25 protein-coding genes, 1 tRNA gene and 2 pseudogenes are annotated in these 25,747 nt (G+C 69.0%); 10 read left to right on the top strand and 18 right to left on the bottom strand.

Features of this window, described 5'->3' with window-relative positions:
* Positions 1-21 precede the first annotated feature (21 nt).
* The 6 genes and pseudogenes from Y694_RS05250 to Y694_RS05225 all read right to left on the bottom strand — a co-directional run bounded on the left by Y694_RS05250 (position 22) and on the right by Y694_RS05225 (position 5,045).
* On the bottom strand, positions 22-696 hold the full coding sequence (locus tag Y694_RS05250; RefSeq protein WP_036230520.1) for an HAD-IA family hydrolase: 675 nt from the start codon (positions 694-696) through the stop codon (positions 22-24).
* Entirely contained in the window at positions 696-1,400 is a 705-nt protein-coding gene (gene rpe / locus Y694_RS05245) for a ribulose-phosphate 3-epimerase (protein WP_036230491.1), read from the bottom strand. The genes Y694_RS05250 and rpe overlap by 1 nt, the downstream gene beginning before the upstream one ends.
* The gene (locus tag Y694_RS05240) at positions 1,400-2,203 is read right to left on the bottom strand and encodes an HAD-IA family hydrolase (RefSeq protein WP_011830368.1); all 804 of its coding nucleotides are present in this window, start codon (positions 2,201-2,203) and stop codon (positions 1,400-1,402) included. Before Y694_RS05240 ends, rpe begins: the two co-directional genes overlap by 1 nt.
* 1 nt (position 2,204) lies before the next feature.
* Positions 2,205-3,101: a CbbX protein gene (gene cbbX, locus Y694_RS05235; RefSeq protein ID WP_011830367.1), complete on the bottom strand. Its 897-nt coding sequence runs from the start codon at positions 3,099-3,101 to the stop codon at positions 2,205-2,207.
* Between the two features lie 26 nt (positions 3,102-3,127).
* Positions 3,128-3,547 carry a ribulose bisphosphate carboxylase small subunit gene (locus tag Y694_RS05230; RefSeq protein ID WP_011830366.1) on the bottom strand — a complete coding sequence of 140 codons (420 nt, stop codon included), beginning with the start codon at positions 3,545-3,547 and terminating at the stop codon, positions 3,128-3,130.
* Positions 3,548-3,579: 32 nt separating this feature from the next.
* Positions 3,580-5,045, bottom strand: a pseudogene (locus Y694_RS05225) (form I ribulose bisphosphate carboxylase large subunit).
* Between the two features lie 164 nt (positions 5,046-5,209).
* On the opposite strand from Y694_RS05225, the gene Y694_RS05220 reads away from it, so the two are divergent.
* The 8 genes from Y694_RS05220 to Y694_RS23175 all read left to right on the top strand — a co-directional run bounded on the left by Y694_RS05220 (position 5,210) and on the right by Y694_RS23175 (position 10,620).
* Positions 5,210-6,199 carry a LysR family transcriptional regulator gene (locus tag Y694_RS05220; RefSeq protein ID WP_011830364.1) on the top strand — a complete coding sequence of 330 codons (990 nt, stop codon included), beginning with the start codon at positions 5,210-5,212 and terminating at the stop codon, positions 6,197-6,199.
* A 160-nt stretch (positions 6,200-6,359) separates the two neighbouring features.
* Positions 6,360-7,970, top strand: coding sequence for a methyl-accepting chemotaxis protein (locus Y694_RS05215; RefSeq protein ID WP_036230487.1), 1,611 nt, complete (start codon positions 6,360-6,362; stop codon positions 7,968-7,970).
* 59 nt (positions 7,971-8,029) lie between these two features.
* Positions 8,030-8,605, top strand: a complete 576-nt coding sequence (locus Y694_RS25510; protein WP_231497549.1) for an FAD-dependent monooxygenase — start codon at positions 8,030-8,032, stop codon at positions 8,603-8,605.
* Positions 8,518-9,021, top strand: coding sequence for a lycopene cyclase family protein (locus Y694_RS25505; RefSeq protein ID WP_310732200.1), 504 nt, complete (start codon positions 8,518-8,520; stop codon positions 9,019-9,021). The genes Y694_RS25510 and Y694_RS25505 overlap by 88 nt, the downstream gene beginning before the upstream one ends.
* Positions 9,018-9,509 (top strand): TspO/MBR family protein, encoded by a 492-nt coding sequence (locus tag Y694_RS05205; RefSeq protein WP_036230484.1) that lies wholly within the window; start codon positions 9,018-9,020, stop codon positions 9,507-9,509. Before Y694_RS25505 ends, Y694_RS05205 begins: the two co-directional genes overlap by 4 nt.
* Positions 9,502-9,783, top strand: a complete 282-nt coding sequence (locus tag Y694_RS05200; RefSeq protein ID WP_231497547.1) for a hypothetical protein — start codon at positions 9,502-9,504, stop codon at positions 9,781-9,783. The genes Y694_RS05205 and Y694_RS05200 overlap by 8 nt, the downstream gene beginning before the upstream one ends.
* A gap of 199 nt (positions 9,784-9,982) precedes the next feature.
* The gene (locus Y694_RS24070; protein ID WP_161727926.1) at positions 9,983-10,330 is read left to right on the top strand and encodes a hypothetical protein; all 348 of its coding nucleotides are present in this window, start codon (positions 9,983-9,985) and stop codon (positions 10,328-10,330) included.
* 8 nt (positions 10,331-10,338) lie between these two features.
* On the top strand, positions 10,339-10,620 hold the full coding sequence (locus Y694_RS23175; protein ID WP_197028738.1) for a GNAT family N-acetyltransferase: 282 nt from the start codon (positions 10,339-10,341) through the stop codon (positions 10,618-10,620).
* Here Y694_RS23175 and Y694_RS05190 read toward each other — a convergent pair.
* From Y694_RS05190 to Y694_RS05160, 6 genes and pseudogenes are all read right to left on the bottom strand, one after another.
* Positions 10,609-10,684: transfer RNA gene (locus tag Y694_RS05190), tRNA-Thr, on the bottom strand. The genes Y694_RS23175 and Y694_RS05190 overlap by 12 nt on opposite strands.
* Positions 10,685-10,755: 71 nt before the next feature.
* A complete protein-coding gene (locus Y694_RS05185) occupies positions 10,756-12,018 on the bottom strand; it encodes a 6-phosphofructokinase (RefSeq protein WP_036230479.1) in 1,263 nt (420 codons plus the stop codon).
* A 40-nt stretch (positions 12,019-12,058) separates the two neighbouring features.
* Positions 12,059-13,068, bottom strand: a pseudogene (locus tag Y694_RS05180) (class 1 fructose-bisphosphatase).
* A 48-nt stretch (positions 13,069-13,116) separates the two neighbouring features.
* Positions 13,117-15,813: an aminopeptidase N gene (gene pepN, locus Y694_RS05175; protein WP_036230476.1), complete on the bottom strand. Its 2,697-nt coding sequence runs from the start codon at positions 15,811-15,813 to the stop codon at positions 13,117-13,119.
* A 47-nt stretch (positions 15,814-15,860) separates the two neighbouring features.
* A protein-coding gene (gene prfB, locus Y694_RS24065) for a peptide chain release factor 2 (protein ID WP_129448243.1) occupies positions 15,861-16,965 on the bottom strand; the annotation gives its coding sequence in 2 pieces (ribosomal slippage) (positions 15,861-16,883 and positions 16,885-16,965; 1,104 coding nt in all).
* A gap of 316 nt (positions 16,966-17,281) precedes the next feature.
* Positions 17,282-18,220, bottom strand: a complete 939-nt coding sequence (locus tag Y694_RS05160) for an alpha/beta fold hydrolase (protein ID WP_036230473.1) — start codon at positions 18,218-18,220, stop codon at positions 17,282-17,284.
* Positions 18,221-18,318: 98 nt separating this feature from the next.
* Here Y694_RS05160 and Y694_RS05155 point away from each other — a divergent pair, with 98 nt between their 5' ends.
* Positions 18,319-19,128, top strand: a complete 810-nt coding sequence (locus tag Y694_RS05155; RefSeq protein WP_036230470.1) for a glycosyltransferase family 2 protein — start codon at positions 18,319-18,321, stop codon at positions 19,126-19,128.
* Positions 19,125-20,051, top strand: coding sequence for a DUF6492 family protein (locus Y694_RS05150; protein ID WP_155935785.1), 927 nt, complete (start codon positions 19,125-19,127; stop codon positions 20,049-20,051). Before Y694_RS05155 ends, Y694_RS05150 begins: the two co-directional genes overlap by 4 nt.
* On the opposite strand, the gene Y694_RS22410 is transcribed toward Y694_RS05150, so the two are convergent.
* The 6 genes from Y694_RS22410 to Y694_RS05120 all read right to left on the bottom strand — a co-directional run bounded on the left by Y694_RS22410 (position 20,048) and on the right by Y694_RS05120 (position 25,673).
* On the bottom strand, positions 20,048-21,037 hold the full coding sequence (locus Y694_RS22410; RefSeq protein ID WP_051495582.1) for a glycosyltransferase family 2 protein: 990 nt from the start codon (positions 21,035-21,037) through the stop codon (positions 20,048-20,050). The genes Y694_RS05150 and Y694_RS22410 overlap by 4 nt on opposite strands.
* Before the next feature lie 11 nt (positions 21,038-21,048).
* Positions 21,049-21,705, bottom strand: a complete 657-nt coding sequence (locus tag Y694_RS24710; RefSeq protein WP_051495581.1) for a glycosyltransferase — start codon at positions 21,703-21,705, stop codon at positions 21,049-21,051.
* 603 nt (positions 21,706-22,308) lie between these two features.
* Positions 22,309-22,956: an acetyltransferase gene (locus Y694_RS05135; RefSeq protein WP_036230464.1), complete on the bottom strand. Its 648-nt coding sequence runs from the start codon at positions 22,954-22,956 to the stop codon at positions 22,309-22,311.
* Positions 22,953-24,059 (bottom strand): DegT/DnrJ/EryC1/StrS aminotransferase family protein, encoded by a 1,107-nt coding sequence (locus Y694_RS05130; protein WP_036230462.1) that lies wholly within the window; start codon positions 24,057-24,059, stop codon positions 22,953-22,955. Before Y694_RS05130 ends, Y694_RS05135 begins: the two co-directional genes overlap by 4 nt.
* Before the next feature lie 52 nt (positions 24,060-24,111).
* Complete coding sequence (locus tag Y694_RS05125) at positions 24,112-25,209, bottom strand: glycosyltransferase (RefSeq protein WP_036230461.1); 1,098 nt, start codon at positions 25,207-25,209, stop codon at positions 24,112-24,114.
* Positions 25,206-25,673 (bottom strand): glycosyltransferase family 9 protein, encoded by a 468-nt coding sequence (locus Y694_RS05120; protein ID WP_051495580.1) that lies wholly within the window; start codon positions 25,671-25,673, stop codon positions 25,206-25,208. Before Y694_RS05120 ends, Y694_RS05125 begins: the two co-directional genes overlap by 4 nt.
* Positions 25,674-25,747 lie beyond the last annotated feature (74 nt).

Raw genomic sequence — 25,747 nt, 5'->3', positions numbered from 1 at the left:
GTCTCCTTAGGTGTTCTGGGCTCAGGGGGCGGACTGCAGGTGCAGTCGGGCCGCCAGCTGCGCCGGCGTCGCCACGCGCCAGGCGTCGAGGGTCTCGGGCACGGTCAGGTGACCGTAGCCCCACTGCACCAGCGCGGCCTGCGCGCCCGCCGCGTGGGCCGCTCGCAGATCGAGGATGCTGTCGCCCACCATCAGCAGGCGACCCGTCGAGACGCCGAGCTGGTCTGCCGCGTTTTCCAGCAGCAGTGGCGAAGGCTTGCGTTGCGCCTTCGTGTCGGCGCCGTGCACGGTGGCGAAGCAGTCCAGCAGCCCGGCAGCCTCCAGCACGGCACGGGCGAGCCGGGTCGGCTTGTTGGTCACGACGGCGAGTGGTCGGTGCGGCTTCAGCTGCGCCAGCAGCTCGGCGATGCCGTCGTAGACCTGGCCATGCTGCAGCGGCGCCGCGAGCGTGGCGCGATCGAATGCGGCGCGCACGCGCGGCGTCAGCAGCGCGGTGCTGACCGCGTCGAGGTCCTGCGCATTCATCGCTCGCGCGATGAGCGCGTCCGGGCCGTCGCCGATCCAGCCGCGCACGCGGGCGAGATCGAAGCGCTGCAGGCGCACCTCGTCCAGGCCGGCATTCAGCGCGTGCGCAATGTCGGGTGCGCTGTCGACCAGCGTGCCGTCGAGGTCGAAGGCGATGGCGTCGAAGTTCATCATGTCGCCCCGTCGCCCGCCATGCGGTTCGATGCGCGTTGCCCCAGGCGGGCGTTGTCGCGGATGCCGGCGATCGCCTGGGCGTAGCTGGCGCTGTTGAACACCGCCGAGCCGGCGACCAGCGTGTCGGCCCCGGCGGCGCCGACACGCTGGGCGTTGTCGACCTTCACGCCGCCGTCGACCTCGAGCCACACATCGCGGCCGCTGCGATCGATCAGCCGGCGCACCGCTTCGATCTTCGGCAGCGTGCCCTCGATGAAGCTCTGGCCGCCGAAGCCGGGGTTGACCGACATCAGCAGCACCAGATCGAGCTGATCCAGGACGTGATCCAGCACGTTCAAGGGCGTGGCCGGGTTCAGCACCAGGCCTGCCTTGATGCCGTGCGAGCGGATCAGCTGGATCGTCCGGTCGACATGCTCGCTCGCCTCGGGATGGAAGGAGATGATGTCGGCGCCGGCCTGCGCGAACATCGGGATCAGCGCGTCGACGGGCTTCACCATCAGGTGCACGTCGATCGGCACCGTGGCGTGCGGCTTGATGGCCTGGCATACCAGCGGGCCGATGGTCAGGTTCGGCACGTAGTGGTTGTCCATCACGTCGAAATGAATCAGGTCGGCACCGGCCTCGATGACGGATCGGACCTCGTCACCGAGACGGGCGAAGTCGGCCGACAGCAGGCTGGGCGCGATGCGGATGGCGCTCATCAGGCGATTCCCCGGTAAAGGGCCTGGACGCTGTCCAGCGGTGCAGCGGGGCGGGCCAGTGCGCACAGTTCGTCGAAACTCAGCCAGGCGGATCTCTGCAGCTGACGGCCGGGCTCGTCGCTCAGGGGCTTCTCGGGGTCGCCGAGGCGCGGCAACACCAGGCCGGCGCTGGTGAAATCGCTGCCCTCGGTCCAGAAGGTCGGTGTGATCACGGTCCACAGGCCGGCCGCGACGGCGGAGCGCAGGCCGTTGGACGAATCCTCGAACGCCACGGCGCGGTCGGCCGTGAGACCGAGCGTTCGCAGCGCGAGCTGGTAGATATCGGGGGCGGGCTTCTTCTGCTTCACCTGGTCGCCACAGGCGATCACACTGAACATCTCCAGTCCGCGAGCGCCGAGGGTCGACTGCAGCAGGGCGTCGACATTGACCGCACTGGTGGTGCTGGCGATCGCGAGACGTCGACCGGCATGCAGGGATTCTTCGAGCAGTCGCGCCACGCCGTCGCGCAGCACGATGCCGCCGTCGTTCACCATCGAGCTGTAGAAGCGCGTCTTCTCGCGGTGGAGGTGCGGCACCAGCTCCAGCAGGCGGCGCCGGTCGGTCGGTGCGATCGGCAGCGACTGGATGTAGCTGGTGATGCGCTCCTTGCCGCCGGTGACGTCGAGCAGGCCGCGGTACTCGGTGCGGCTCCAGCTCCAGCCCAGACCGTAGCGATCGAATGCCAGGTTGAAGGCCACGCGGTGGGCTTCCTCGGTGTCGGCGAGGGTGCCGTCCACGTCGAAGATGAGCGCGTCGATGCCCATGTCAGTCTCCTTCGAGGCTGGCCGTCTCGAACACGCGGCTGGCCAGGATGTCTTGCGCCTGCAGCGTGCAGAGCTGATCGCGCGTCAGCGCGCTGTCATCGTCGAACAGGCGGGTGGCATGGCGCAGCCGGATGCGGTCGAGTGCGTTGCGCACCGAGCGGGCGTTGGCGAAGTGCGGCTGCTGGCGCCGCAGGCCGACATAGCGTGCGAAGGCCGGCTCGGCCTCGTCGTCGAAGCGGTAGTTCAGGCCCTGCAGCATCAGGGTTGCGATCTGCATGAGCTCCGACTCGCTGTAGTCGGGGAAGTCGATGTGGTGCGCGATGCGAGAGGCCATCCCCGGATTGCTGCCGAAGAAGGTGTCCATCCGGTCCTTGTAGCCAGCGAGGATCACCACCAGGTCGTCGCGGTGGTTCTCCATCGTCTGCAGCAGGATCTCGATCGCTTCCTGCCCGTAGTCGCGTTCGTTCTCGGGGCGGTACAGGTAGTAGGCCTCGTCGATGAACAGCACACCGCCCATCGCCTTCTTCAGCACCTCCTTGGTCTTGGGCGCGGTGTGGCCGATGAACTGGCCCACCAGGTCGTCGCGCGTGACCGCGACGAGGTGGCCCTTGCGCACATAACCCAGTTGCTTCAGCACCGCAGCCATGCGCATCGCCACCGTCGTCTTGCCGGTGCCGGGGTTGCCGGTGAAGCACATGTGCAGCGAAGGGGGCTGCGACTGCAGCCCCTGTTGCTGCCGCAGCTTGTCGATCACCAGCAGCGCGGCGATGTCGCGGATGCGCCCCTTGACCGGCGCCAGACCGACCAACTCGGCATCGAGCTGCTCGAGCAGCGTGCGCACGCCCGAGGCTTCGAACAGCGCACGCGGGGAGGGGGCGGAAGAGGAGGTCTCGTCCATGGCAGCGATCTCGGTGCGCGGCGCGATCAGTAGCGTGCGCCTTCCGCGGCGGCCTGGACCGCGTAGCTCTCGATGCTGTAGCGCAAGGTGCGGCCCGGCTCCTCGGTACGGATCAGGCGGAAACCGGGCTCCTCGCTGGGGCGGTTGATGATGAAAGACAGCACCACCGACTCGGTGCCGTGCGACGAGTCGAACGCGGTCAGGCGGATGTAGTGGTTCGGGAAGGTCTTGCGGCAGCTCTTGACCTCGAGCATGACGCCGGCGGCGTCCTGCACGTCGAACATCGGGTTGCCGAACATCTCCCAGTAGGTGTTGCGGGGATGGGGGTCGTCGGTGTATTCGAGGCCGATGGCCCAGCCCTTGTCGAGGCAGTAGCTGACCTGACGGCTGATCTGCTCGTCGCTCAGGTCGGGCAGGAAGGAGAAGGTGCCTTGTGTGATGCGCATGGGGTACTCCAGGAGGTGCGGGGAGGTCGTGCTCAGGCGACCGACGGCGTGGGCACGTAGTCCGACGTGTCGGTGGACGTGTAGTTGAAGGTGATGTCGCCCCAGGTATCGAGTGCGGCGGCCAGCGGCGTGCAGCTCTTGGCGGCATCGCGCAGGATCTGCGGACCTTCGTTCTTGATGTCGCGGCCTTCGTTGCGCGCCAGCACCATGGCTTCGAGCGCGACGCGGTTGGCGGTGGCACCGGCCTGGATGCCTGCGGGTGGCCGATCGTGCCGCCGCCGAACTGCAGCACCACGTCGTCGCCGAACAGGTCGATCAGCTGGTGCATCTGGCCGGCGTGGATGCCGCCCGAGGCCACTGGCATCACCTTCTTCAGTGCGCCCCAGTCCTGGTCGAAGAAGATGCCGCGCGGCAGGTCGACCTTGGTGTGCGTGTCGCGGCAGACGTTGTAATAGCCCTGCACGGTGAGCGGGTCGCCCTCGAGCTTGCCGACCGCGGTGCCGGTGTGCAGGTGGTCGACGCCAGCCATGCGCAGCCACTTGGCGATCACGCGGAAGCTCACGCCGTGGTTCTTCTGGCGCGTGTAGGTGCCGTGGCCGGCGCGGTGCATGTGCAGCACCATGTCGTTCTGGCGCGCCCAGTTGCTCATGCTCTGGATCGCCGTGTAGCCGACCACCAGGTCGATCATGATGATGACGGAGCCGAGCTCCTTGGCGAACTCGGCGCGGCGGTACATCTCCTCCATCGTGCCGGCGGTGACGTTCAGGTAGCTGCCCTTGACCTCGCCGGTCGCGGCGCTGGCCTTGTTGACCGCATCCATCACGAACAGGAATCGGTCGCGCCAGTGCATGAAGGGCTGCGAGTTGATGTTCTCGTCATCCTTCATGAAATCGAGGCCGCCCTTCAGGCCCTCGTAGACCACGCGGCCGTAGTTGCGGCCCGACAGGCCCAGCTTGGGCTTGGTGGTGGCGCCCAGCAGCGGGCGGCCGAACTTGTCGAGCCGCTCGCGCTCGACGACGATGCCGGTCGGCGGGCCGGCGAAGGTCTTCACGTAGGAGACCGGGAACTTCATGTCCTCCAGGCGTGCGGCCTTCAGCGGCTTGAAGCTGAAGACGTTGCCGATGATCGATGCGGTGACGTTGGCGATCGAGCCTTCCTCGAACAGGCTCAGGTCGTAGGCGACGTAGCAGAAGTACTGTCCCGGGTTGTTGGGCACCGGCTCGACCTTGTAGGCCTTGGCGCGGTACATGTCGCAGGCGGTGAGGCGGTCGGTCCACACCACGGTCCAGGTCGCGGTGCTGGACTCGCCGGCCACCGCGGCGGCGGCCTCGATCGGATCGACGCCGTCCTGCGGCGTGATGCGGAACAGCGCCAGGATGTCGGTGTCCTTCGGCACGTAGTCGCCGTTCCAGTAGCCCATCTGGGCGTACTTCAGGACACCGGCGGCATAGCGCTTCTTGGTGTCGGTGATCTGCGTTGGTTCGTTCATCTTGCCCACGGCACTCTCCTTGCTCGACGGCGGTTTGGTTGGCGGTTCTGCATGCAAGGGCTTGGCGGTACAGGCCTTGCAATGACCTGCCAAACCGTTGATGGACATGAATATACGAACCTGTCTTCACATATAAAAATTAATTATGTTCAGCAAAACATTGGTGTTTGCAAATGCTTAAGAACGCGACGCTGCGCCAGCTTTCGGCATTCCATGCCGTCGCTCGGCTGGGCAGCGTGTCGCGTGCCGCGAGCGAGCTCTACCTGACCCAGCCCGCGGTCTCGATCCAGCTCAAGCTGCTGGAGGAATCGGCCGGGACGCCGCTGCTGCAGCGCGAGGGCCGCGGTGTGCGACTCACGCCGGCGGGCGACCTGATGGCGTCCTATGCGGGCCGCATCCTCGACCTGTGGCGCGACGTCGGCGACGAGATGGCCACGCTGCGAGGCGTGTTCTCGGGCACGCTGCGCGTCGGTGCCGTGACGACCGCTGAATACCTGCTGCCGCCGTTGCTGGTGAGCTTCGCGAACGAGCATCCCAACGTGAAGGTCAAGCTGCGCGTCGGGAACCGCGACGAGATCGTGCGGATGCTCGCGGCCCAGGAGGTCGACCTGGTGATCATGGGCCGCCCGCCCGGAGAGCTGAAGACCGTGGCGACAGCCTTTGCCAAGCACCCGATGGCCTTCATCGCGTCGCCGCGCCACCCGTTGATGGCGCAGCGCAGGCTGACGCTGGCCGATCTGGAGGGTGCCAGCCTGCTGGCACGTGAGCGCGGCTCTGGCACCCGCACGACGCTGGAGCGCCTGTTCAAGGACGAGGCCATCACCTTGCGCATCGGCTCCGAGCTGTCGAGCAACGAGGCCATCAAGCAGATGTGCGTGGCGGGCTTCGGCGTGGCCTTCCTGTCCTTGCACACCTGCCGGCTCGAGCTCGACGCCGATCTGCTGCAACTGCTGCCGCTGGACAGCAACCCTGTCGAGCGTGAGTGGTTCGTGTTGCACCTGGCGTCGCGACAGCTGCCGCAGGTGGCGGTGGCATTCGAGCAGTTCCTGACCGCGCAGGGGCAGCGTCTCATCCATGCCCAGTTGCAGACTTCGGTTGAGCCCAAGCCTCGGGTGGTGGGTCGGCGACCACGCCCGGACCGAGCGGCGCTGGTAACGGACTGATCACTCTGTGTGCCGTGCCGAAAGTCGGCCGGCCGTTCGTCGCGTTCGCTGACCGTGACGCCGACGGGTTCGAAGCTTGCGTGAGGGGCTGCCGCGACCCGACCCCGTCTGTCGGCGGGAGGTGTACCCCACAACAGCGCAAGGCGCGGACGGAGACAGCGTGAATCACAGACCCATCCAGCAGGGCGGCGCCGCCGGCATCGTCTCGGCAGTGCAGCAGGCGCCGCTGATCACCACCACCGACCTGCAGGGCGCGATCAGCTTCGCGAACAAGGCCTTCCTGCAGACCTGCGGCTACGCGATGGAACAGGTGCTCGGTGCACCGCACAGCATCGTGCGGCATCCCGACATGCCACCGAAGGTGTTCGCGGACATGTGGGCGGTTCTCCATGCCGGAAGGCCCTGGACGGGGCTCGTCAAGAACCGCAGCAGCTCCGGCGACGCCTTCTGGGTCAAGGCCAACATCATCCCGATGTTCAAGGACCGGCAGACCGTCGGCTTTACGTCGGTGCAGTGCCCACCCGCGGATGCCGAGGTCCGCGAGGCGGAGCAGGTCTACGGCCTCTGGCGGGCCGGCGCCGGCGCGCACTACGTGCTGCGTGCCGGGCGCATCGTCGAGACCGGATGGCGCGCGCTCGTCAGGGCCGTGAGAAACCCGCTGGACCTGCCGGTGCAGTGGCGGATGCAGGGTACCGCCGCGATCCTCGCATTGCTGTTCACTCTGCTGCTTGTCGGTGCGCTATGGCCCGATGCGCTGGCCGTGCCGATGGCGATGAGCGGGGGCTGGCGCGTCTGGGCCCTGGTCGGTGGATCGATCGGGCTGATGGCATCGATCGCGGTGGCGGTGTATTTCCTGCAGCGCGTGGTCGCGCCGCTGCGCCAATCGCTCGATGCCGCGATGGCCATCGCCGGCGGCGACATCACGCGGCAGTTCGACGACACGCGAACGGCCGGCGAACTGCTCGAGCTGAATCTCGCACTCGGGCAGATGGTGGCCAAGATGACCGCTGTGCTCGGTGACGCTCGGCTCCACGCCGCCGAGGTCGCTTCGGTGGTCGACGAACTGGCCGACGGCGCGAGCCGCCTCGCCGAGCGCTCGGCGAGCCAGGCCGACGACGTGCAGGCCGTGACGCGCAGCACCGCCGACATCGATGCGCTGAGTCAGCGCAACACCGATGCGGCCACCCAGGCCAGCCGGTCGGCGCACCAGGCCTCCGACGAAGCCGACCAGACCTGCGCCGCTGCCGCCGCCATGCACACCGCCATGCACGACATCACCGCGTGCAGCCGGCGCATCGGCGAGATCAGCCACGTCATCGACGAGATCGCGCTGCAGACCGGCATCCTGGCGCTCAACGCCGCCGCCGCCGCCAGCCGTGCCGGCGAACAGGGCCGCACCTTCAACATCATCGCCGGCGAGGTGCGCACGCTGGCTCAGCGCAGCGGCGCCGCGGCAAGGGAGATCAAGCACCTGGTCGACGAATCCCAGCAGCAGACCGGCGTCGGCGAGAAGCTGGCGGCCCAGGTCGGCACACGCATCAATGGCGTGGCTCAGCAAGTGAAGGAGGTCAGCGCGATGATCTCGCAGATCAGCCTCGCGGCGCAGGAGCAATGCGCCGGCGTCGAGCACATCAACACGCGGCTGCAGACGTTGGACGCGACCACGCACCAGAACGCCGAGCTCGCGCGCGCCAGCGCCATGTCGAGCGCCGACGCAATCCGCGAAGCGCAGCGGTTGCAGGCTGCGCTGGGCGTGTGGAGCCCCGATTGAGACCGGTGTAGCGCCAGCGCATGGCGCGCCGGCTGCGCGCTTTCAGCAGGTTGACACGCATGGTGTCACCGACCGACAAGCGGGTCGACATCCCGATCGAGAACGGCTTCGTCGGCATGGTCGACCGCGATGCCTTCGACGAGTGGCTGCGCGCGCGTGCCGCCGGTAGCGGTGCACAACGGCAGATCGGCAGCTTCGAGCGGCTCACGCGCGACGACGACGGTGTGAGCGTCGTGCACTACCAGGCCCGAGAGCGGCCCGGCGACGCCGCCAGCGTGCCGCGCAGCGTGCGTGCGCGCTGCGTCATCGGTGCCGACGGCGCGCGCTCGGCGGTGGCCCGCCAGGCCATCGCGGGCGCCGAGCGCAACCCCTGCGTGTTCGCGTACCACGAGATCGTCCGCGCACCGCCCGCCAAGCCGGTCGGCTACGACGGGTCGCGCTGCGACGTCTACTACCGCGGCAGCCTGTCGCCCGACTTCTACGGCTGGGTCTTTCCTCATGGCGACACGCTGAGCATCGGCACCGGCAGCGCCGACAAGGCTTCTCACTGCGCGCCGCCGTCGGCCGCCTGCGCTCCGATTCGGGCCTGCAGGACGCACAGACGCTGCGCCGCGAGGGGGCACCGATCCCGATGAAGCCGCTGCGGCGCTGGGACAACGGCCGCGACGTGCTGCTGGCCGGCGACGCCGCGGGCGTGGTCGCGCCGGCCTCGGGCGAGGGCATCTACTACGCGATGGCCTCCGGGCGCCTCGCGGCCGAGGCGGTCGAGTCGGCGCTGCAGACCGGCGACGGCCGCTGCCTGCGGCAGGCGCGGCGCCGCTTCATGAAGGCCCACGGCACGGTGTTTCGCGTGCTCGGCGTGATGCAGTGGTTCTGGTACTCCAGCGACCGCCGCCGCGAGCGCTTCGTCACGATCTGCGAGGACCGCGACGTGCAGCAGCTCACCTTCGAGTCGTACATGAACAAGGAACTGGTGCGCAAGAAGCCGATGGCCCACGTACGCATCTTCTTCAAGGACATGGGGCACCTGCTGGGGCTGGTGCGCGCATGACCTCACGCGGTGGTCTCCTCAAGCCTGTCCTGATCGCGGCGGCCGCCGCGCTCGCGGTGGCCGGCCTCGGTGGCTTGATGACCGATCTGGGCCCCTGGTATCAGCGGCTCGTGCAGCCGCCCTGGAAGCCCCCTGACTGGCTGTTCGGCCCGGCGTGGACGGCGATCTTCGCGCTGGCGGCCATGGCCGGCGTGATCGCGTGGCGCCGCGCGCCGCGGCGGGTCGACCGGGAGTGGATGCTGGCGCTGTTCGCGCTCAATGGTTTCCTGAACGTGCTGTGGAGTCTGCTGTTCTTCCGCCTGCACCGGCCCGACTGGGCGCTGTTCGAGGTGTTGCTGCTTTGGCTGTCGATCCTGCTGCTGATTGGGGTGCTGGCCCGTTATGCGCGTATCGCGAGCCTGCTGCTGCTGCCCTACCTCGCGTGGGTGGCGTTCGCCGGCTTCCTGAACCTCGCGACCGTCCGGCTCAACGGCCCGTTCGGTGCCTGAGGTCGCCGTGCTCGAAGGCCTATCGAGCGCCACAGTCATCGATCTGGTGATCGGCCTGACGCTGTTCGAAGGCCTCGCGCTGGCGCTGTACCACCGTCGCACCGGCAAGGGCGTGCCGGTCGGCGACTTTGCCGTCAACCTCGTGTCGGGGCTGTGCCTGATGCTGGGCTTGCGAGAGGCCCTGACTGGCGCCTCCCCGCTCTGGATCGTGATGTATTTGGCGGCGTCAGGTCTCGCGCATGCGGTCGATGTACTGCTCAGGTGGCAACGGTGAGCATCAAGTCCATTTGAACGCGCTGCGGTTGGCGGCAATATGGCCGTATTGTCGGTTTGTTGCTTTCTGCTCTGCGCCGATCGGGTCGTCGAAAAGGAACAATCGCGACGAAATGGACTCCACCACGGCGAGAACAACTTTCCGACCGACAGACCGTCCGCGAGAGGGTCGTCGTCATGACGAAGCAATGCGGCGCTGGGTGAAGCAGGTCAAGGGGCTGGTCGAACGGGTATGGCAGCGCTGGGTCCCGCGGCGCGCGATCCACGACATCGCCATCCGCAGACTGAGTGCTGCCGAGGTCGATGCCGTGCAGCGAGCGATTCCGGCCCCGCTGGTGTCGCCGTACTCGTCGAGCTTGCAGGAGCAGGCTGGCGGTGATCTCGACATCCTGGTGGCGTGGTATCGCGGCGTTCCGATCGGCATCGGCTTCGTCGGATGGCGTCGCCAGCATGCGCCGCAGATCACGCAGCGCTGGCGCGATATCCCCGAGATCTATCGCCTGTTCGTCCCGTTGCGCTACCGGTCCCTGGGGTGGGCTCGCGGCTGATGGACGAGATGGAGTCGCTGGCGGCCGCCCGTGGCTGCGAGGCCATCGGCCTGGGCGTCAGTCACGGCAACCCCCGTGCGCGTGCGCTGTATGAGCGCCGAGGCTACGATGCCGATGCGGTGGAGTTCCTGAACGAATACGCCGTGGTCGATCGCCAGGGCCGCTCACAGACGATCAGCGATCGCTCGGTCTATTTGGTCAAGCGAGTCCATGGCAAGTCGGCTGCAGGCTGCACGGCGTCCAGGAACGAGGACAGTCCGCGCCGAGCTCTCGAAACTTGGTGCCGGTGAAGAGAGTCGAACTCCCGACCTTCGCATTACGAATGCGCTGCTCTACCAACTGAGCTACACCGGCAAGGTCTTTTCAGACCCTCGGAGCGTTGATGCCGCTCCGGGAAAACGCAGATTCTAGCCGATGGCGTGGCACTACTTCAGGTCGAAGACAGCCAGCCTTTTCGGCACCGCCACGTTCTTCAGGCTCACGTAGCGCGGCAGGCCGTTGGTGAAACGCGGATAGTCCTCGCCCTGGATCAGTGGTCGCAGGTAGCGGCGGCACTTCTCGGTGATGCCGAAGCCGTCCTTGGTGATGAAGTCGCGCGGCATGAACTTCTCGACGTTGGCCACCTTCGCCAGCGGCGCCATGCCGATGCGGTACTTGTACGGCGCATCGGCCAGGCGCTCGATCGTCGGCATCACCGCGTTGTGGCCCTGCAGCGCGAGCTCGACCGCCTTTCGCCCCAGCGCGTAGGCCTGGGTCACGTCGGTCTTCGACGCGATGTGGCGCGCCGAGCGCTGCAGGTAGTCGGCCACGGCCCAGTGGAACTTGTGGCCGAGTGCCTGCTTGATGAGGTTGGCCACCACCGGCGCTGCGCCGCCGAGCTGCGCGTGGCCGAAGGCGTCGCGCGCGCCCTGCTCGGCGAGGAAGCTGCCGTCCGCGTGGTGGCACCCTTCGGACACCACCACGGTGCAGTAGCCGTGCTGCCGGACGAGCTGGTCGACGCGGGCAAGGAATTTCGGCTCGTCGAACACGATCTCGGGAAACAGGATCACCACCGGGATGCCCTGCTCCTCGACCAGGCCGGCGGCCGCGGCGATCCAGCCTGCATGGCGGCCCATGACCTCGACGACGAACACCTTGGTCGAGGTCTTGGCCATCGAGCGCACGTCGAACGAGGCCTCGAGCGTCGACACCGCGACGTACTTGGCCACCGAGCCGAAGCCGGGGCAGCAGTCGGTGAAGGCGAGGTCGTTGTCGATGGTCTTGGGCACGTGGATCGCCTGCAGCGGGTAGCCCATGGCCTCCGACAGCTGGCTGACCTTGAAGCAGGTGTCGGCCGAGTCGCCGCCACCGTTGTAGAAGAAGTAGCCGATGTCGTGCGCGCGGAACACCTCGATCAGGCGTTCGTACTCGCGCCGGTTCGCCTCGAGCGACTTGAGCTTGTAGCGGCAGGAGCCGAACGCGCCCGACGGCGTGGAGCGCAGCGCGGCGATCGCCGTGGCCGACTCTTTGCCGGTGTCGATCAGGTCCTCGGTCAGCGCACCGATGATGCCGTCGCGGCCGGCATAGACCTTGCCAATGCGGTCCTTGTGGCGGCGCGCCGTCTCGATCACGCCGCAGGCCGAGGCATTGATGACCGCCGTCACGCCGCCCGACTGGGCATAGAACGCGTTTCTCTTCTGCTTTGCCATCGACTCGTCCTCCGCGGTGGTGACGTCGCGGCCGCCGCTGTCAGCCCGCTTCGCGATGGTAGGCGCTCGCGCGCTCGACCTCGTTCTTCGAGCCCAGGATCACGCTGACGCGCTCGTGCAGCTGGCTCGGCTGCAGGTCGAGCACGCGCTGCTTGCCGTTGGTGGCCGCGCCGCCGGCCTGCTCGACGATGAAGCCCATCGGGTTGGCCTCGTACATCAGCCGCAGTTTGCCGGCCTTGGCCGGCTCGCGCTTGTCCCAGGGGTACATGAAGACGCCGCCGCGGCACAGGATGCGGTGCACGTCGGCCACCATGCTGGCGACCCAGCGCATGTTGAAGTCCTTGCCGCGCGGGCCGTCCTTGCCCTGCAGGCATTCGTCGATGTAGCGTTGCATCGGCGGCGCCCAATGCCGCTGGTTGCTCATGTTGACCGCGAACTCCCTGGTGTCCTCGGGGATGCGCACCTCGTCGGTGGTCAGCACCCACGAGCCTGCTCGCGGTCGAGCGTGAACATCGCGACGCCGTCGCCGACGGTCAGTACCAGCGTGGTCTGCGGGCCGTAGACGCAGTAGCCGGCGGCCACTTGGGCGCTGCCGGGCTGCAGGAAATCCTGGGTGCTGACGCCCGGGGTATCGCTCTGCTTCTTCAGTACCGAGAAGATGGTGCCGATGCTGACGTTGACGTCGATGTTGCTCGAGCCGTCGAGCGGGTCGAACAGCAGCAGGTATTCGCCCTGGGGGTAGCGGTTGGGCACGACGTAGATGCTGTCCATCTCCTCGCTGGCCATGGCCGCGAGCGCGCCGCCCCATTCGTTGGCCTCGATCAGCACCTCGTTGGCGATGATGTCGAGCTTCTTCTGCACTTCGCCCTGCACGTTCTCGCTGCCGGCGCTGCCGAGCACGCCCCCCAGCGCGCCCTTGTTGACGCTGATCGCGATGCTCTTGCAGGCGCGCGCCACCACTTCCAGCAGCAGGCGCAACTGCGCCGGAATGCGGCCGCGCTCGCGCTGCTCCTCCACCAGGTATTGCGTGAGGCTGATGCGTCGGGTCATCTCGGGGTTCCTTCGGACGTGAGAGAGGAGGGGGAGGAGCAGGGGAGGTCAGTCCTGCAGCGCGCGCGTGACGATCTCGCGCGTGTCCTCGGACAGCTCCGGCTTGGCCGCCACGCGGGCGATCGCCTCGCGCGCGGCGCTGCGGTAAGGCTCGGCCAGCGCACGCCAGCGGTCAAGTGCGCGCGCCAGCCGCGAGGCGAGCTGCGGGTTGATGGCGTCGACCTCGCACACGCGCTCGGCCCAGAACACGTAGCCGGCGGCGTCGCGGCGGTGGAAGGCGGCCGGGTTGTTGAGGAACAGCGCCGCCAGCACGCTGCGCGCCCGGTTCGGGTTGCGCAGCGAGAAGTCGGCATGCTGCAGCAGGGCCTTGGCCCGCGTGAACACGCGGCCGGCGTGCTCGCCGACCGGCTCGCTCGCGCCGGCCTGCAGCGCGAACCACTTGTCGATCACCAGCGCCTCGCCCTTGAACAGCGCGTGAAAGCGCTCCAACGCCGGCACCGCCAGCTCGGCGTGCGCGTTCACCAGAGCCGACAGCGCGCCGAAGCGGTCGGTCATGTTGCCGGCGTCCTTGAAGCGCTGGTAGGCCCGGCCGGGCCAGACGGTGTCGCCGCTGGTGGTGGCGTCGAGCACCAGCATCGCCAGCGCCAGGTTAGCCAGCGCGCGCTGGCCGGCGCTGTGTGCGTCGGGCGAGTAGCCGCCCGCGGGCTGGTGGTGCTCGTAGGCCCAGGCCCAGTCGTCGCGCAGCGCCTGCGCGAGCTGCAGGCGTGCGGCCTCGCGCACCGCATGCACACGCTGCGGGTCGATCTCCGCGCCCAGCCGCTCGCCCACATAGGTTTCGGTCGGCAGCGTGAGCGCGAGCTCCTTGAAGGCGGCATCGAGCGAGGGGTCGCGCAGCAGGCTGCGCATTGCCGCCACGAAGGGTTCGTCGAGCACCGGCGTGCCGTCGTCCGGCCGCTGGGCCGCCGCGAGCAGGCGGCGCAACGCGATTTGCTGGCCGGCCTCCCAGCGGTTGAAGGCGTCGCCGTCGTGGGCCAGCAGCACCAGCAGTTGGGCGTCCGTCAGCGCGGCATCCAGGACCACGGGCGACGAGAAGCCGCGCAGCAGCGAGGGCACGGGTTCGGACTCGACGCCGACGAAGGTGAAGGCGGCGCTCGGCTGGTCGAGCACCAGCACGCGGTCGGTGCCGCCCGCGGCCGGTTCGGACTCGAGCTGCAGCGGCAGCGCCCGGCCGTCGTCGGCGGCCACCAGGCCGATCGCGACCGGAATCACCCACGGCTGCTTGTCGGGCTGGCCCGGCGTGGGCAGGCCGCGCTGCGTGAGTTCGAGCGTGTAGCGGCGGGTTTCGGCGTCGTAGCGGCCGCGCGCGGCGAGCTGCGGCGTACCGGCCTGCGCGTACCAGCGCTTGAAGGCGTCCAGCCGCCCTGCCAGCGCGCTGCCGGGGTTGGCGTCGGCGATCGCCTGCGCGAAATCGTCGCAGGTCACGGCCTGGCCGTCGTGGCGCTCGAAGTAGCGCTTCATGCCGGCGGCGAAACCGTCGCGACCAACCAGCGTGTGCATCATCCGCACCACCTCGGCGCCCTTTTCATAGACGGTAGCGGTGTAGAAGTTGTCGATCGCCTGGTACTGGTCGGGCCGCACCGGGTGCGCCATCGGGCCGGCATCCTCGGAGAACTGCACCTGGCGCAGCAGGCGCACGTCCTGGATGCGCTGCACGGCGCGGGCGCTGGCGGCGCCCGCCATGTCCATGCTGAACTCCTGGTCGCGGAAGACCGTGAGCCCTTCCTTCAGCGACAGCTGGAACCAGTCGCGGCAGGTCACGCGGTTGCCGGTCCAGTTATGGAAGTACTCGTGGCCGACCACGCTCTCGACGTGCGCGAAATCGAAGTCGGTCGCTGTGGCGGCACTGGCCAGCACGAACTTCGTGTTGAAGATGTTCAGGCCCTTGTTCTCCATCGCGCCCATGTTGAAGTCGCTGACCGCGACGATCATGAAGCGCTCCAGGTCGAGCGACAGGCCGAAGCGCGCCTCGTCCCAGGCCACCGAGGCGATCAGCGAGTTCATCGCGTGCTCGGTCTTGTCGAGGTCGCCGGCGCGCACATAGACCTGTAGCAGGTGGTCCTTGCCGGAACGGCTGCGGATCTTCTGCTCGCGCATCACCAGATCGGCCGCGACCAGCGCGAACAGGTAGCTCGGCTTCGGGAAGGGGTCGTGCCACTTCGCGCAGTGCTTGCCGCCGTCGAGTTCGGCCTGCTCCACGAGGTTGCCGTTCGACAGCAGCACCGGGTAGGCCTTGGCATCGGCCTTCAGCGTGACGGTGTAGACCGCCATCACGTCGGGCCGGTCGAGGAAGTAGGTGATGCGGCGGAAGCCCTGCGCCTCGCACTGCGTGAAGAAACCGCCGCCGGAGGTGTACAGGCCCGACAGCTGGGTGTTCTTTGCCGGTGCGCAGGTGTTGCGCAGCTCGAGCGTGAAGCGGCCGTCCGGCAGGCCGTCGAGCACCAGTTGCGCGCCTTCGACGCGGAAGGAGATGCTCTCGCCGTTGACCAGCACCCGCGTGAGGTTGATGTCCTCGCCGTCCAGGCGCAGCGGCTGCGTCGGCAGGTCGGGGTTGCGCTCGACCTCCATGCGGTTGATGACCAGCGTCTTCTGCGGGTCCAGGTCGAACGTGAGGTCGACGCTGCGGATCCAGTAGGCCGGGGCGCTGTAGTCCTCGCGGCGGACGAGGGGAGCGGTGCCTTCGCGCATGTGCGGTGTCTCCAGGGGAACTTCGTGGGGTCGAGCGGGGTGGGGCCTCAGACGCCCTGCTTCAGGCTGGCCTCGATGAAGGCGTCCAGGTCGCCATCAAGCACCTTCTGCGTGTTGGAGATCTCGACGTTGGTGCGCAGGTCCTTGATGCGGCTGTTGTCCAGCACGTAGGAACGGATCTGGTGGCCCCAGCCGACGTCGGTCTTGGTGTCTTCCAGCTTCTGCTGCTCTTCCTGGCGCTTGCGCATCTCGTGGTCGTAGAGGCGCGAGCGCAGCCGCTTCCAGGCCACGTCGCGGTTGCTGTGCTGGCTGCGGCCGTCCTGGCACTGCACGACGATGCCGGTCGGGATGTGCGTCAACCGCACCGCCGAGTCGGTCTTGTTGATGTGCTGACCGCCCGCACCGCTGGCGCGGAAGGTGTCGGTCCGGACGTCGGCCGGGTTGATCTCGATCTCGATCGAGTCGTCGACCTCCGGGTAGACGAACAGGGACGCGAAGCTGGTGTGGCGCCCGCCCGAGGAATCGAACGGGCTCTTGCGCACCAGGCGGTGCACGCCGGTCTCGGTGCGCAGGTGGCCGAAGGCGTAGTCGCCCTCGACCTTGATCGTCGCGCTCTTGATGCCGGCGGTGTCGCCCTCGGTCTCGTCCTCGATGGTGGCCTTGAAGCCCTTGCGTTCGCAGTACTTGAGGTACTGGCGCAGCAGCATGCTGGCCCAGTCGCAGGCCTCGGTGCCGCCGGCGCCGGCCTGGATGTCGATGAAGCAGTTGCTCGGGTCGGCGGGGTTGCTGAACATGCGGCGGAACTCGAGCTGCTCCACCTGCGCGGCCAGCCCCAGCGTCTCGGCCTCGATGGCGCGCAGGCCGTCCTCGTCGCCTTCTTCCTTGCTCATCTCGTAGAGCTCGGCGTTGTCGGCGAGGTTGCGCTCCAGCGATGCGATGGTGTCGACCACCGTCTCGAGCGACTTCTTCTCCCGGCCCAGGGCCTGGGCGTTCTTCGGGTCGTTCCAGACCGTCGGATCCTCGAGCGCGGCGTTGACCTCGCTCAGGCGGCGTGACTTTTCATCGTAGTCAAAGATACCCCCGGAGCTGGGCCGTGCGTTCGCGCAGGTCAGCCAGTTGGTTGCCGAGGGCGTTGATGTGTTCGATGTCCATGGGGTTTCCTTCGTGTTCGGGACGCGGCGGTTGCGGGCCGCTGATCGATGGATTTTCTCATGCTGCCTCTTGAGCTCGGAGCGGGCGAGGATGAGGGCGGGCCCGGCTGCGCTTAGCGGGGGTACCCGATGCGCTTCGCCGGGCCCGCCCTCATCCTCGCGGGCACCATCGCGGTATGCGCTGTGGAGAAGCACGGGCGGTGCCTGCATGGCGGGGTGCGGGCGGGCGCCATCGCTTAGCGGGGTACCCGATGCGCGCTGTCGCCCACCCGCACCCCGCCATGCGCGCTCCACCGCCCCACCGCCCCGCATGCAGCTCACGGAGCCGAAAGGAAACGCTCGATGTGCGCCGACAACCGCTCCGGCTGATCGTGATGCAGCATGTGCCCGGCGTCCTCCAGCATCACCCGCTCGATCGACACCGTGGAGGCGATCGAGGCCAGGCGCTCCTCGAAATCGCTGCGCGGGTAGCTGGTGCCCCACCACTTGGCGACGTCGGTCTGCCGCCCCTCCACCCACAGCAGCGGCGCCGTGATGCGGGCCCAGCAGGCCAGCACCTCGTCGACGCGGTAGAGCAGCGGGTTGCTGCGCTTGTGCGCCGGGTCGCCCTGGATCTCCCAGCGTCCTGCCGTCGTCTGGCGCGCCCAGTGCGGCGCCAGCCAGGAGGCGCGTTCCGCGGTGAGCCGTGGGTTGTTCTGGCGCAGTCGGCGTGCGACCTCGTCGAGGCTGGCGTAATCGCGCAGGCGCTGCGGCGCCTTCAGTTCGTCGAGCCATCTCGCGTAGCGACCGGGCGCCTGGGCCGGCACGCTGCGCGGCATGCCGAAGCCCTCGAGATTGATCAGTCGGCGGATGCGCGCGGGCCGCACGCCGGCGTAGAGCATCACGATGTTGCCGCCCATGCTGTGGCCCAGCAGGTCGACCGGCTGGTCGGGGGCGAAGTGATCGAGCAGCGCGTCCAGGTCGGCCAGGTAGTCGGCGAACCAGTAGCTGTCGGTGCCCGTCGGCGCCAGGCTGCCGCCGAAGCCGCGCCAGTCGGGCGCGAGCACGAGGCGCGGCGTGGCGAGCGCATCGACCAGGAACTGGAACGACGCTCCGACGTCCATCCAGCCGTGCAGCAGCACCAGCGGCGGGCGCTCGGGGGCGACGAGCGAGGCATCGCCCCAGGCATGCACCTGGTAATGCAGGCTGCGAACCGGCACGCGCAGGACGCGGGACTCGCGCAGGCCGGGAGCGGTGGACGAGGAGGACGAGGTCATGCGCGGAGGGTAGCGCGTGTCGCGCGCGGGCGCTGCCTACGGCCGGCCGCGGCGGCACGAGCGCCTATCATCCGGGCCGACGCGACTCCGCCCCCGCCATGCTGCCCCGTTCCAGCCGCCGCACGACCCTCTCGGTCATGATGATCGTCCGCGACGAGGCCGACCGGATCGAGGCCTGCCTGCAGTCGGTGGCCGGCTGGGCGAGCGAGATCGTCGTTCTCGACAGCGGCAGCACCGACGGCACGACCGACATCGTGCGCCGCTACACGGACAAGCTCTGGGTCACCGACTGGCCGGGCTACGGCCCGCAGCGCAACCGCGCGCTCGACCACTGCAGCGGCGAGTGGGTGCTGTCGATCGATGCCGACGAAGTGGTGACGCCCGAACTGCGCGACGAGATCGACCGCGTGCTCGACGAGCCGGGGCGCGATTTCACCGTGCTCAAGATGCCGTGGAAGACCTACTTCTTCGGCCGCCCGCTGAAGCACGGCCGCTACACCTCGCCGCAGGCCAAGCTCTTCCTGCGCGAGGGTGTGCGCTACCGCGACCACCAGGTGCACGAGTCGCTGCTGATGCCGCGCCGCAAGGACCGTGTGCTGAAGGCGCCGCTGGAGCATTACTCGTGGCGCAGCTACCAGCACGTGCAGGAGAAGCACCTGAAGTACGGCTGCCTGCTCGCCGGGCAGAAGTTCGCCAAGGGCCAGCGCGGCAACCTGGCTTATGCGGCGCTGCGCTTCGGGACCGACTTCCTACAGCAGTACCTGCTGCGTGGCGGCTTCCTCGACGGCAGCCGGGGCTTCCTGATGGCCGTGATCCTCGGGCAGTACGCATTCCACAAGTACGCGGCGCTGTGGGCGCTGGAGGCGGATGCGGCAACGCCACCGAGCAGGCCGCCGCCGGCGCCATGACGGAGGCCCCGCCGCGCGTCGCGCTGCTGACGCCGACCTACCGCGCCGACCTGCAGCGCTTCGGCCTGCTGCGCGAGGCGCTCGAGGCCCTCGGCTGCGACTGGCCGCACCTCGCGGTGGTGCAGACCGAGGACCTGCCGCTGTTCCGCAATGCGCTGGGCGCCACCCGGGTCGAGTGGATCGCCTCGGCCGAGGTGCTGCCCGCCGAGGTCGAGGCCACGCGACGGCGCCTGTCGGGCTGGCCCGACAGCTACCGCAAGCTGCGTCGCAGCCTGGCCAAGCGCTTCGGCTGGTTTCCGGACGCGGCGAGCGATGGATGGCACGTGCAGCAGATCGTCAAGCTCGCCGTGCCGGCGATCGGGCCGCATACGGCCTATGTCGCGCTCGACTCCGACGTGCTGCCCACCGTGCCGCTGCGCGCCGAGCACTATCTGCACGACGACCGGGCGGCGTTGATGATCGAGTACCAGCCCACCTTCGCGCACTGGGCCGATGCCGCGGCGCGCATGTTGGCGCTGCCGGCCGAGACGGTGCGCCCGGTGAACTTCGTGGCCTGGCCGTTCGTGTTCCACCGCGACACCGCGCGCGGCCTGCACGCCTACCTGGCCCAGGTGCATGGCGGGCGCCCGTGGTGGCGCAGCCTGCTGGGCCAGCGGCCCGGCGAGCTGTCGGAGTTCACGCTCTACGGTGCGTATGCGCAGTTCATCGAGCGGGGCCGCCGCCACTTCGAGAGTGCGGCGAACACCGCCACCCGCTTCGTGATCACGCAGCAGCAGCGCGACCAGGCGGCCGCGCTGGTCGAGGCGGCGTTCGACGATCCGGCGGCGCGCTTCGTGCTGCTGCAGGCCAGCCGTCGCTGGCCCGTCGAGCCGCTGGTGCCGCTGGTCCGGCAACGGCTGCAGCAGGCCGCGGCCCGGCCCTAGCCGCGGAGTGGCCGCAGCAGGCGGCCCAGCGTGTCATAGGTCGCGTTGATGCGCCAGGCCCCAGGCACCTGCCGCGCTGCACGCCACAGCGCCAGCAGGCGGGTCGTCCGGGGGCGCGAGTGGTCGTCCTGCAGCGCACGTAGCGTCTTGCGCCACTGCAGCGCCGCGAGGGCGTCGCGGGTGTCCGCGTGCAGGGCCTGCAGGGCCGGGTCGTCGAGCAGGCGCGACAGCAGCGCCTGGTGCTCGTCACTGAAGCGCTCGGCGTCGGCGAGCGACTTGGAGGCGCCGTGCAGCCGGAACCACGCCAGCGTGCGATCGCTGTATTGCACGCGAGGAAAGCGCTGCGTGTAGCGGATCAGCAGATCGAGGTCGAAGCGGTAGTGCAGCGTGGCATCGATGCCGGTCTCGCGCAGCGCCGCGGTGCGGTACCAGATGCCCGGCTGGTGCCAGCGCGTGCGCGACTCGATCGGCAGGCGCACCAGGTCGCGTGCCGTCAGTGCGCGGCTGGTGCGCAGGCGGTCGAGCCGGTGCTCGCTGAAGTTCTGCGTGCAGCCGCCGAACAGGTCGGCGTCGCGCACGCGGGCCACCTCCCACAGCGCGCCGGGGGCCAGCAGGTCGTCCGAGTTGATCCAGTTGAACCACTCGCCATCGGCGCGCGCCAGGCCCTTGAGGAGGGCATCGACCTGGCCACGGTCGCGCTCCGACACCCAGCTGGTCAGCCACGGCGCGTAGTGCCGCAGGATGTCGACCGAGCCGTCGGTGCTGCCGCCGTCGATCACGTGGTAGTCGAGCGCCGGATAGCCCTGCTCCAGCACCGAGCGGATGGTGGATTCGAGGAAGGCGGCCTGGTTGTAGGAGGGTGTGACGACGGTGATGCGCGGCGGGTCCGCGGGGCGAGCGGCGGCCGATGGGACCGCGGCGCCGGGCCAGTGGGGCGGCAGCCGGGCAGGGGTCAGCCGCGCGGGCAGTTCGGGAGGGGTGTTCATGGTCTCGCAGCCTAGGCTCGCAGGCGCTGCTGGCGCCGCGCGAATTCGATGGATTCGAGCAGGGTCGACCCGCACAGGCTCCGGCGCTTCTGTCCGCTCTCGACGAGACGTTGCGCCGACGGGCGGACATACGGCGTCGCGAGGGCGGCGCGCATCCGATCGGCCAGCGACGCCGCGTCGCCTGTTGGAAAGTAGCTGACCCCTTCCTCGGCAATCTCGAGGTTGACCGGGATGTCGGAGAGGATCGAACGCACGCCGAGCGCCACGGCGTCGTACACCGCACCGCCGCCGGGCCCGCCTTCGAAGCGCGTCGGCTGGATCACCGCGACCGCGTCCTTGAGCAGCGAGATCTGGTCGTCCTTGGGGATCAGCCCGAGTATCCGGACCCGCTCGCTGATGCCCAGTGATGCGAGCGACTGCAGCAGGCCCGGGAAGTACGCCGGATCGCGGTGATCCTCCGTCGATCCGGTGCAGACGAGCGTCAGTCCAGGGTGGTCCTTCGCCATCTCGGCGTAGGCACGGAATGCGGTCAGGTGGTCCTTGTGCTGCCAGAACTGGCTGCTGATGATGAAGTAGGCGCCGGCGATGCCATAGCGGGATCGCGTCGCGCTCGAATCGAGCGCGAACCAGTGGGCGGCCGGCGCCGCCCCGAACGGCAGGGGGAACACCCGCGCGGCATGTCCGGGGCAGTAGCGCTCGATGTCCGCGGCGACGTCCCGCGCGTTGACGATGACGCTCGGCGCACGGGACAGCGTGGACCTGAACCGTCGGTCGCGCGAGGCCGACTCGTCCGCCGTGAAGTACTGCGGAAGATGGCGGTGCTGGAAGTCGTAGATGTAGCCGACCCAGGCACCCGCACCACCGGCTTGAGCGCCGAGTCGGCCGGCAGCAGGGCCTGCAGGCCGAGCCGTTGCGAGGCCCGCGCGATGGCGGCATGTCCGGCCTCGATGCGGTGCACCTGCACGTCCACGCCATGGCCGGAGAAAAGCCGCTCCAAGGGCTCGCCGGCGGGCGAGGGCGGCGCGGGCAGCGGGTGGCCCAGCCATTGGCGGCCGCTTCGCCACAGGGCGCCGGCCCAGCCGCGCTCGTGGAAGCGGCGCCGGGGCTCGGGCAGCAGCGCATGCAACTCCAGCGGTACACCGGTGGCCGCCAGGCTGGCCGTGACCAGCCTGAGAAAGTCCTGGCCGCCCGTCCACCGGACGAAGCCATGGCCGAGCAGACCCAGCTTCAGCATGGGTCACGCAGCCGTCGTGCGGCGACCGCGGCCGGCCTCATCGGCGCCGCCGGGCGGGAACGCCGACATAGACGCCGTCCTCCGCGTCGACCGACCGGACCAGGACCGAGCCGGCGCCCAGCGTGGTCCTGGACGCCACGCTCAGTTTCTCGAGCACCTGGCAACCTGTGCCGGCCAGGCAGCCGTCGCCCACCCTGACGTTGCCAGACACATTGCATCCGGGGTTGAACACGTTGCAGGAACCGATCACCGAGTCGTGGCCGATCGTGGTGTTGAGGTTGAAGACATTGAAATCACCGAGAACGACATCGCACTCCACTGCACTGCCGGCATGGAACAGGTTGCCCACGCCGCACTTCAGGTACTCGGGGCTGACCGTCATGCGGGGGTGGAACAGGTTCGGGAAGCGAAGATGCGTCAGGCTCGACAGCCGCGTCGCCAGCGCCTGGCGGATCCGTGGCGAGCCGATGCCGATCACGACATCCAGGTCGTGCCGGGCATCGAGCAGGAGCTCGTCCGTCCCGACGACCTGGCCGAACGGCATGGCGGTTCTCGCATCGGCCTCGCCTTCGCCGAGGAAGGCGATCTCCTTCCAGGGACCCGTCGCCTGCATCACGGCGTGCGCGAGCTGGGCGACCTCCTTCGCGTAGCCGCCGGTTCCGAGGATGTACAGACGCGAATTCATGCCGACCTGGAACAGAAGCTCGCGATCGTGTGGGCGATGTGGTCGATCTGCTCGCAGCTCAGGCCGGGCCAGCTCGGCAGGTTGATGCCGCGCCACGCCAGGTCTTCCGCCACCGGGTGCTTGCGGTAGCTGCGGGCGTACATCGGCATCGTGTGCACCGGATAGAACAGCGGTCGGGTCTCGATGCCCGCCTCGGCGAGGGCGTTGCGCAGCGGCTCGCGCGCTTCGGCGCGGTCGGCCAGGATCGACACCATCCAGTAGCTGTGCCGCGTGTCGGGTGCCTCGGCGTGCAGTTCGATCGGCAGGCCGGCAAGACGACGCGCGTACTGCAGGGCCAGATCCCGCTTGCGCGCGATGATCTCGTCGGCCCGCTCCAGTTGCGCGAGGCCGATGGCTGCGGCGATGTTCGTCATGCGGTAGTTGTAGCCGACCACGTCGTGCCAGTACTCGCGGTGCGCGGCCAGGCCCTGGCCCTTGAAGTGGCGCGCGCGTTCGTTCAGGGTCTTGTCGTTCGTGACCACCATGCCGCCCTCGCCGGTCGTGATGGTCTTGTTGCCGAAGAAGCTGAACGTGGCGATGTCGCCGAAGGTCCCGGCGTGCCGGCCGGCGTACGTCGACCCGAAGGCCTCCGCGCAGTCCTCCACGAGGAACAGGCGGTGCTCGTGCGCGATCGCGGCCAGCGCGGCCATGTCGCAGGTCTGACCGTAGAGATGGACCGCGAGGATCGCGCGCGTGCGCGGCGTGATGTGGCGCTGCACATCCTCCGGGTCCATCTGCCAGCTGCTGCGCAGCGAATCCACGAAGACGGGCGTGGCGCCGGTGTACGCGATGGCGTTGACCGGCGCGATGTAGGTGAGCGTGGGGACGATGACCTCGTCGCCCGGCCCGATGCCCAGCGCCAGCAGCGCCAGGTGCAGGGCGACCGTGCCGTTGCAGACGGAGGCGGCGTGCTCGACCCCGATGTACGCCGCGAAGGCCGACTCGAACTCCCCGACGAAGCGGCCGCGCGAGGAGATCCACGACGAGTCGATGCACTCGTTGACATAGGCTTTGACGTTCCCGCCGAGGTCGGGGCGGTAGACGGGAATCCGGTGCTGGTTCATCGGGAAGCTCCGAGGGGCGGGTGGCGCCGAGTCTGGACGGCGGGATTGTCGATCACCCGGCCACCGCCCCGACGCAGGCGCGGTACACGGCCAGGTTGCCCTCCACCATCGCATCCACCGAAAATTCGTCCAGCACCAGCTGCCGTCCCGCCGCACCATAGCGAGCCCGCAGCGCGGGGTCGCCGAGCAGGTTCGTCAGGTGCTGCGCCAGCGCCGCGGCGTCCCCGGGTTCGATCAACTCGCCGTTCAGGCCCGGCCGCACGATCTCCGGGATGCCGCCAGCGCGTCCGGCCACGATCGGCAGGCCGCAGGCCGCTGCCTGCAGCAGCGCAACACCCAGACCCTCCATCTCGGCCGGATGCACCATCACGTCGATGCACGGCAGCACCCGCTCCAGATCCCGTCGGAAGCCGGGGAACAGCACGCGCTCGCCGAGGCCGGCCTCGCGCACCAGTTGCTGGATGGCCGGCAGTTCCGGACCCTGCCCGAACAGCAGTGTGCGGGTGCGCGGGTGCGCCGCCAGCACGGCCGGCAGCGCGGTCAGCAGCGTGCGGTGGCCCTTGCGCGGGATGAATTGCGCCGCCATCGCGAGCGTGCTCTCGTCGTCGGCCAGGCCGAATTCCGCGCGCAGCCAGGCGCGCTCGGCCGGTTCGGGGCGGTAGCGCCCGGTGTCGACCGCGCTGTGCACGCACACCACCTGGCCGGCCGACAGGCCTTCGCCCAGCAGCACCTGGCGGATGCCCTCGGAGATCGCGATCACGCGTGCGTAGAGGCGGTACTTGCGTTTCACCCACCAGCGCGGTTCGGGGTTGTCGACCCGGCGGCTCAGGACGGCCGGCACGCCTTCGCGGCGGGCCGCCAGGCCGCCCCACAGGTCGCTGCCGCGCCGGCTGTGCAGGTGCACGACGTCGGGGCGTTCCGCGCGGATCAGTGCCCGCAGGCGCCCGACCATGCCGAAGTCGGCGTCGCCCTTCATGGCGATCTCGTGCACCCGCAGCGCATGCGGGCGCGCCGCCTCGGCGATCGCACTGCCTTGCGGGCAGACCAGCACGGCCGGTTCGCCGCGGGCTTTCAGGCCTTGCAGCAGGAACACCACCTGCAACGCCCCGCCGTAGAGATGCCGGCCGGCCTCGACGTGCAGGCTCTTCATGCCACCGGCTCCAGCAGGCGCGAGGCTTCGGCGAACACGCGGTCGACCTCGAAGGCGCGCATGCAGTCGTAGCGGCCGTCGCAGGTCGGGTGGCGCTGGCAGGGCGAGCAATCGAGTTGCGCGTAGAGCACCACGCTGCGCGACGTCCTCGGGTCGCGGTAAGGGCAGGTCGATCCGAACAGCGCGACGGTCGGGACCTCGAGCGCGGTGCCCATGTGCGTGAGCCCGGTGTCGACACCGATCAGCAGCGTTGCGCCCTCGATCGCGGCCACCGTTTCGTCGAGTTTCAGGGCGCCGGCCAGATCGACCAGGCCGGGCACGCCGGACGCGATGCGGGCTGCGGCCGCACGGTCGGCGGGGCCGCCGAGGAGCACGGGCACCAGCCCCGCGTCCCGGCAGCGGCGCGCCAGGGCCTGCCAGCGGTCCTCGAACCAGTGCTTCTGAGGCGCGTCGTGAACGGGCACAGCGCCACGTAGCGCACGCCCGCAGGTACGCCGGCCGCGGCCAGTCGCTCGTGGGCCGCGCGCGCGGCGCGGCG

Source organism: Methylibium sp. T29-B (genome assembly GCF_000576225.1).
GTDB classification, from domain to species: Bacteria; Pseudomonadota; Gammaproteobacteria; order Burkholderiales; family Burkholderiaceae_C; genus Methylibium; species Methylibium petroleiphilum.
Note: the sequence above shows the minus strand (reverse complement) of the source record. Positions and strands in the feature narration are given on the sequence as shown.

Bases quoted from the DNA above. Each gene is read 5' to 3' on its own strand.
- cbbX (WP_011830367.1), bottom strand. From the start codon at position 3,101: ATGGACGAGACCTCCTCTTCCGCCCCCTCCCCGCGTGCGCTGTTCGAA.
- Y694_RS05130 (WP_036230462.1), bottom strand. From the start codon at position 24,059: ATGAACCAGCACCGGATTCCCGTCTACCGCCCCGACCTCGGCGGGAAC.
- Y694_RS25510 (WP_231497549.1), top strand. From the start codon at position 8,030: ATGGTGTCACCGACCGACAAGCGGGTCGACATCCCGATCGAGAACGGC.
- Y694_RS05230 (WP_011830366.1), bottom strand. From the start codon at position 3,547: ATGCGCATCACACAAGGCACCTTCTCCTTCCTGCCCGACCTGAGCGAC.
- Y694_RS05150 (WP_155935785.1), top strand. From the start codon at position 19,125: ATGACGGAGGCCCCGCCGCGCGTCGCGCTGCTGACGCCGACCTACCGC.
- Y694_RS05240 (WP_011830368.1), bottom strand. From the start codon at position 2,203: ATGGGCATCGACGCGCTCATCTTCGACGTGGACGGCACCCTCGCCGAC.
- Y694_RS05155 (WP_036230470.1), top strand. From the start codon at position 18,319: ATGCTGCCCCGTTCCAGCCGCCGCACGACCCTCTCGGTCATGATGATC.
- Y694_RS05220 (WP_011830364.1), top strand. From the start codon at position 5,210: ATGCTTAAGAACGCGACGCTGCGCCAGCTTTCGGCATTCCATGCCGTC.
- pepN (WP_036230476.1), bottom strand. From the start codon at position 15,813: ATGCGCGAAGGCACCGCTCCCCTCGTCCGCCGCGAGGACTACAGCGCC.
- Y694_RS05205 (WP_036230484.1), top strand. From the start codon at position 9,018: ATGACCTCACGCGGTGGTCTCCTCAAGCCTGTCCTGATCGCGGCGGCC.
- Y694_RS05160 (WP_036230473.1), bottom strand. From the start codon at position 18,220: ATGACCTCGTCCTCCTCGTCCACCGCTCCCGGCCTGCGCGAGTCCCGC.
- Y694_RS05125 (WP_036230461.1), bottom strand. From the start codon at position 25,209: ATGAAGAGCCTGCACGTCGAGGCCGGCCGGCATCTCTACGGCGGGGCG.
- rpe (WP_036230491.1), bottom strand. From the start codon at position 1,400: ATGAGCGCCATCCGCATCGCGCCCAGCCTGCTGTCGGCCGACTTCGCC.
- Y694_RS22410 (WP_051495582.1), bottom strand. From the start codon at position 21,037: ATGAACACCCCTCCCGAACTGCCCGCGCGGCTGACCCCTGCCCGGCTG.
- Y694_RS05250 (WP_036230520.1), bottom strand. From the start codon at position 696: ATGAACTTCGACGCCATCGCCTTCGACCTCGACGGCACGCTGGTCGAC.
- Y694_RS23175 (WP_197028738.1), top strand. From the start codon at position 10,339: ATGGAGTCGCTGGCGGCCGCCCGTGGCTGCGAGGCCATCGGCCTGGGC.
- Y694_RS05135 (WP_036230464.1), bottom strand. From the start codon at position 22,956: ATGAATTCGCGTCTGTACATCCTCGGAACCGGCGGCTACGCGAAGGAG.
- Y694_RS05185 (WP_036230479.1), bottom strand. From the start codon at position 12,018: ATGGCAAAGCAGAAGAGAAACGCGTTCTATGCCCAGTCGGGCGGCGTG.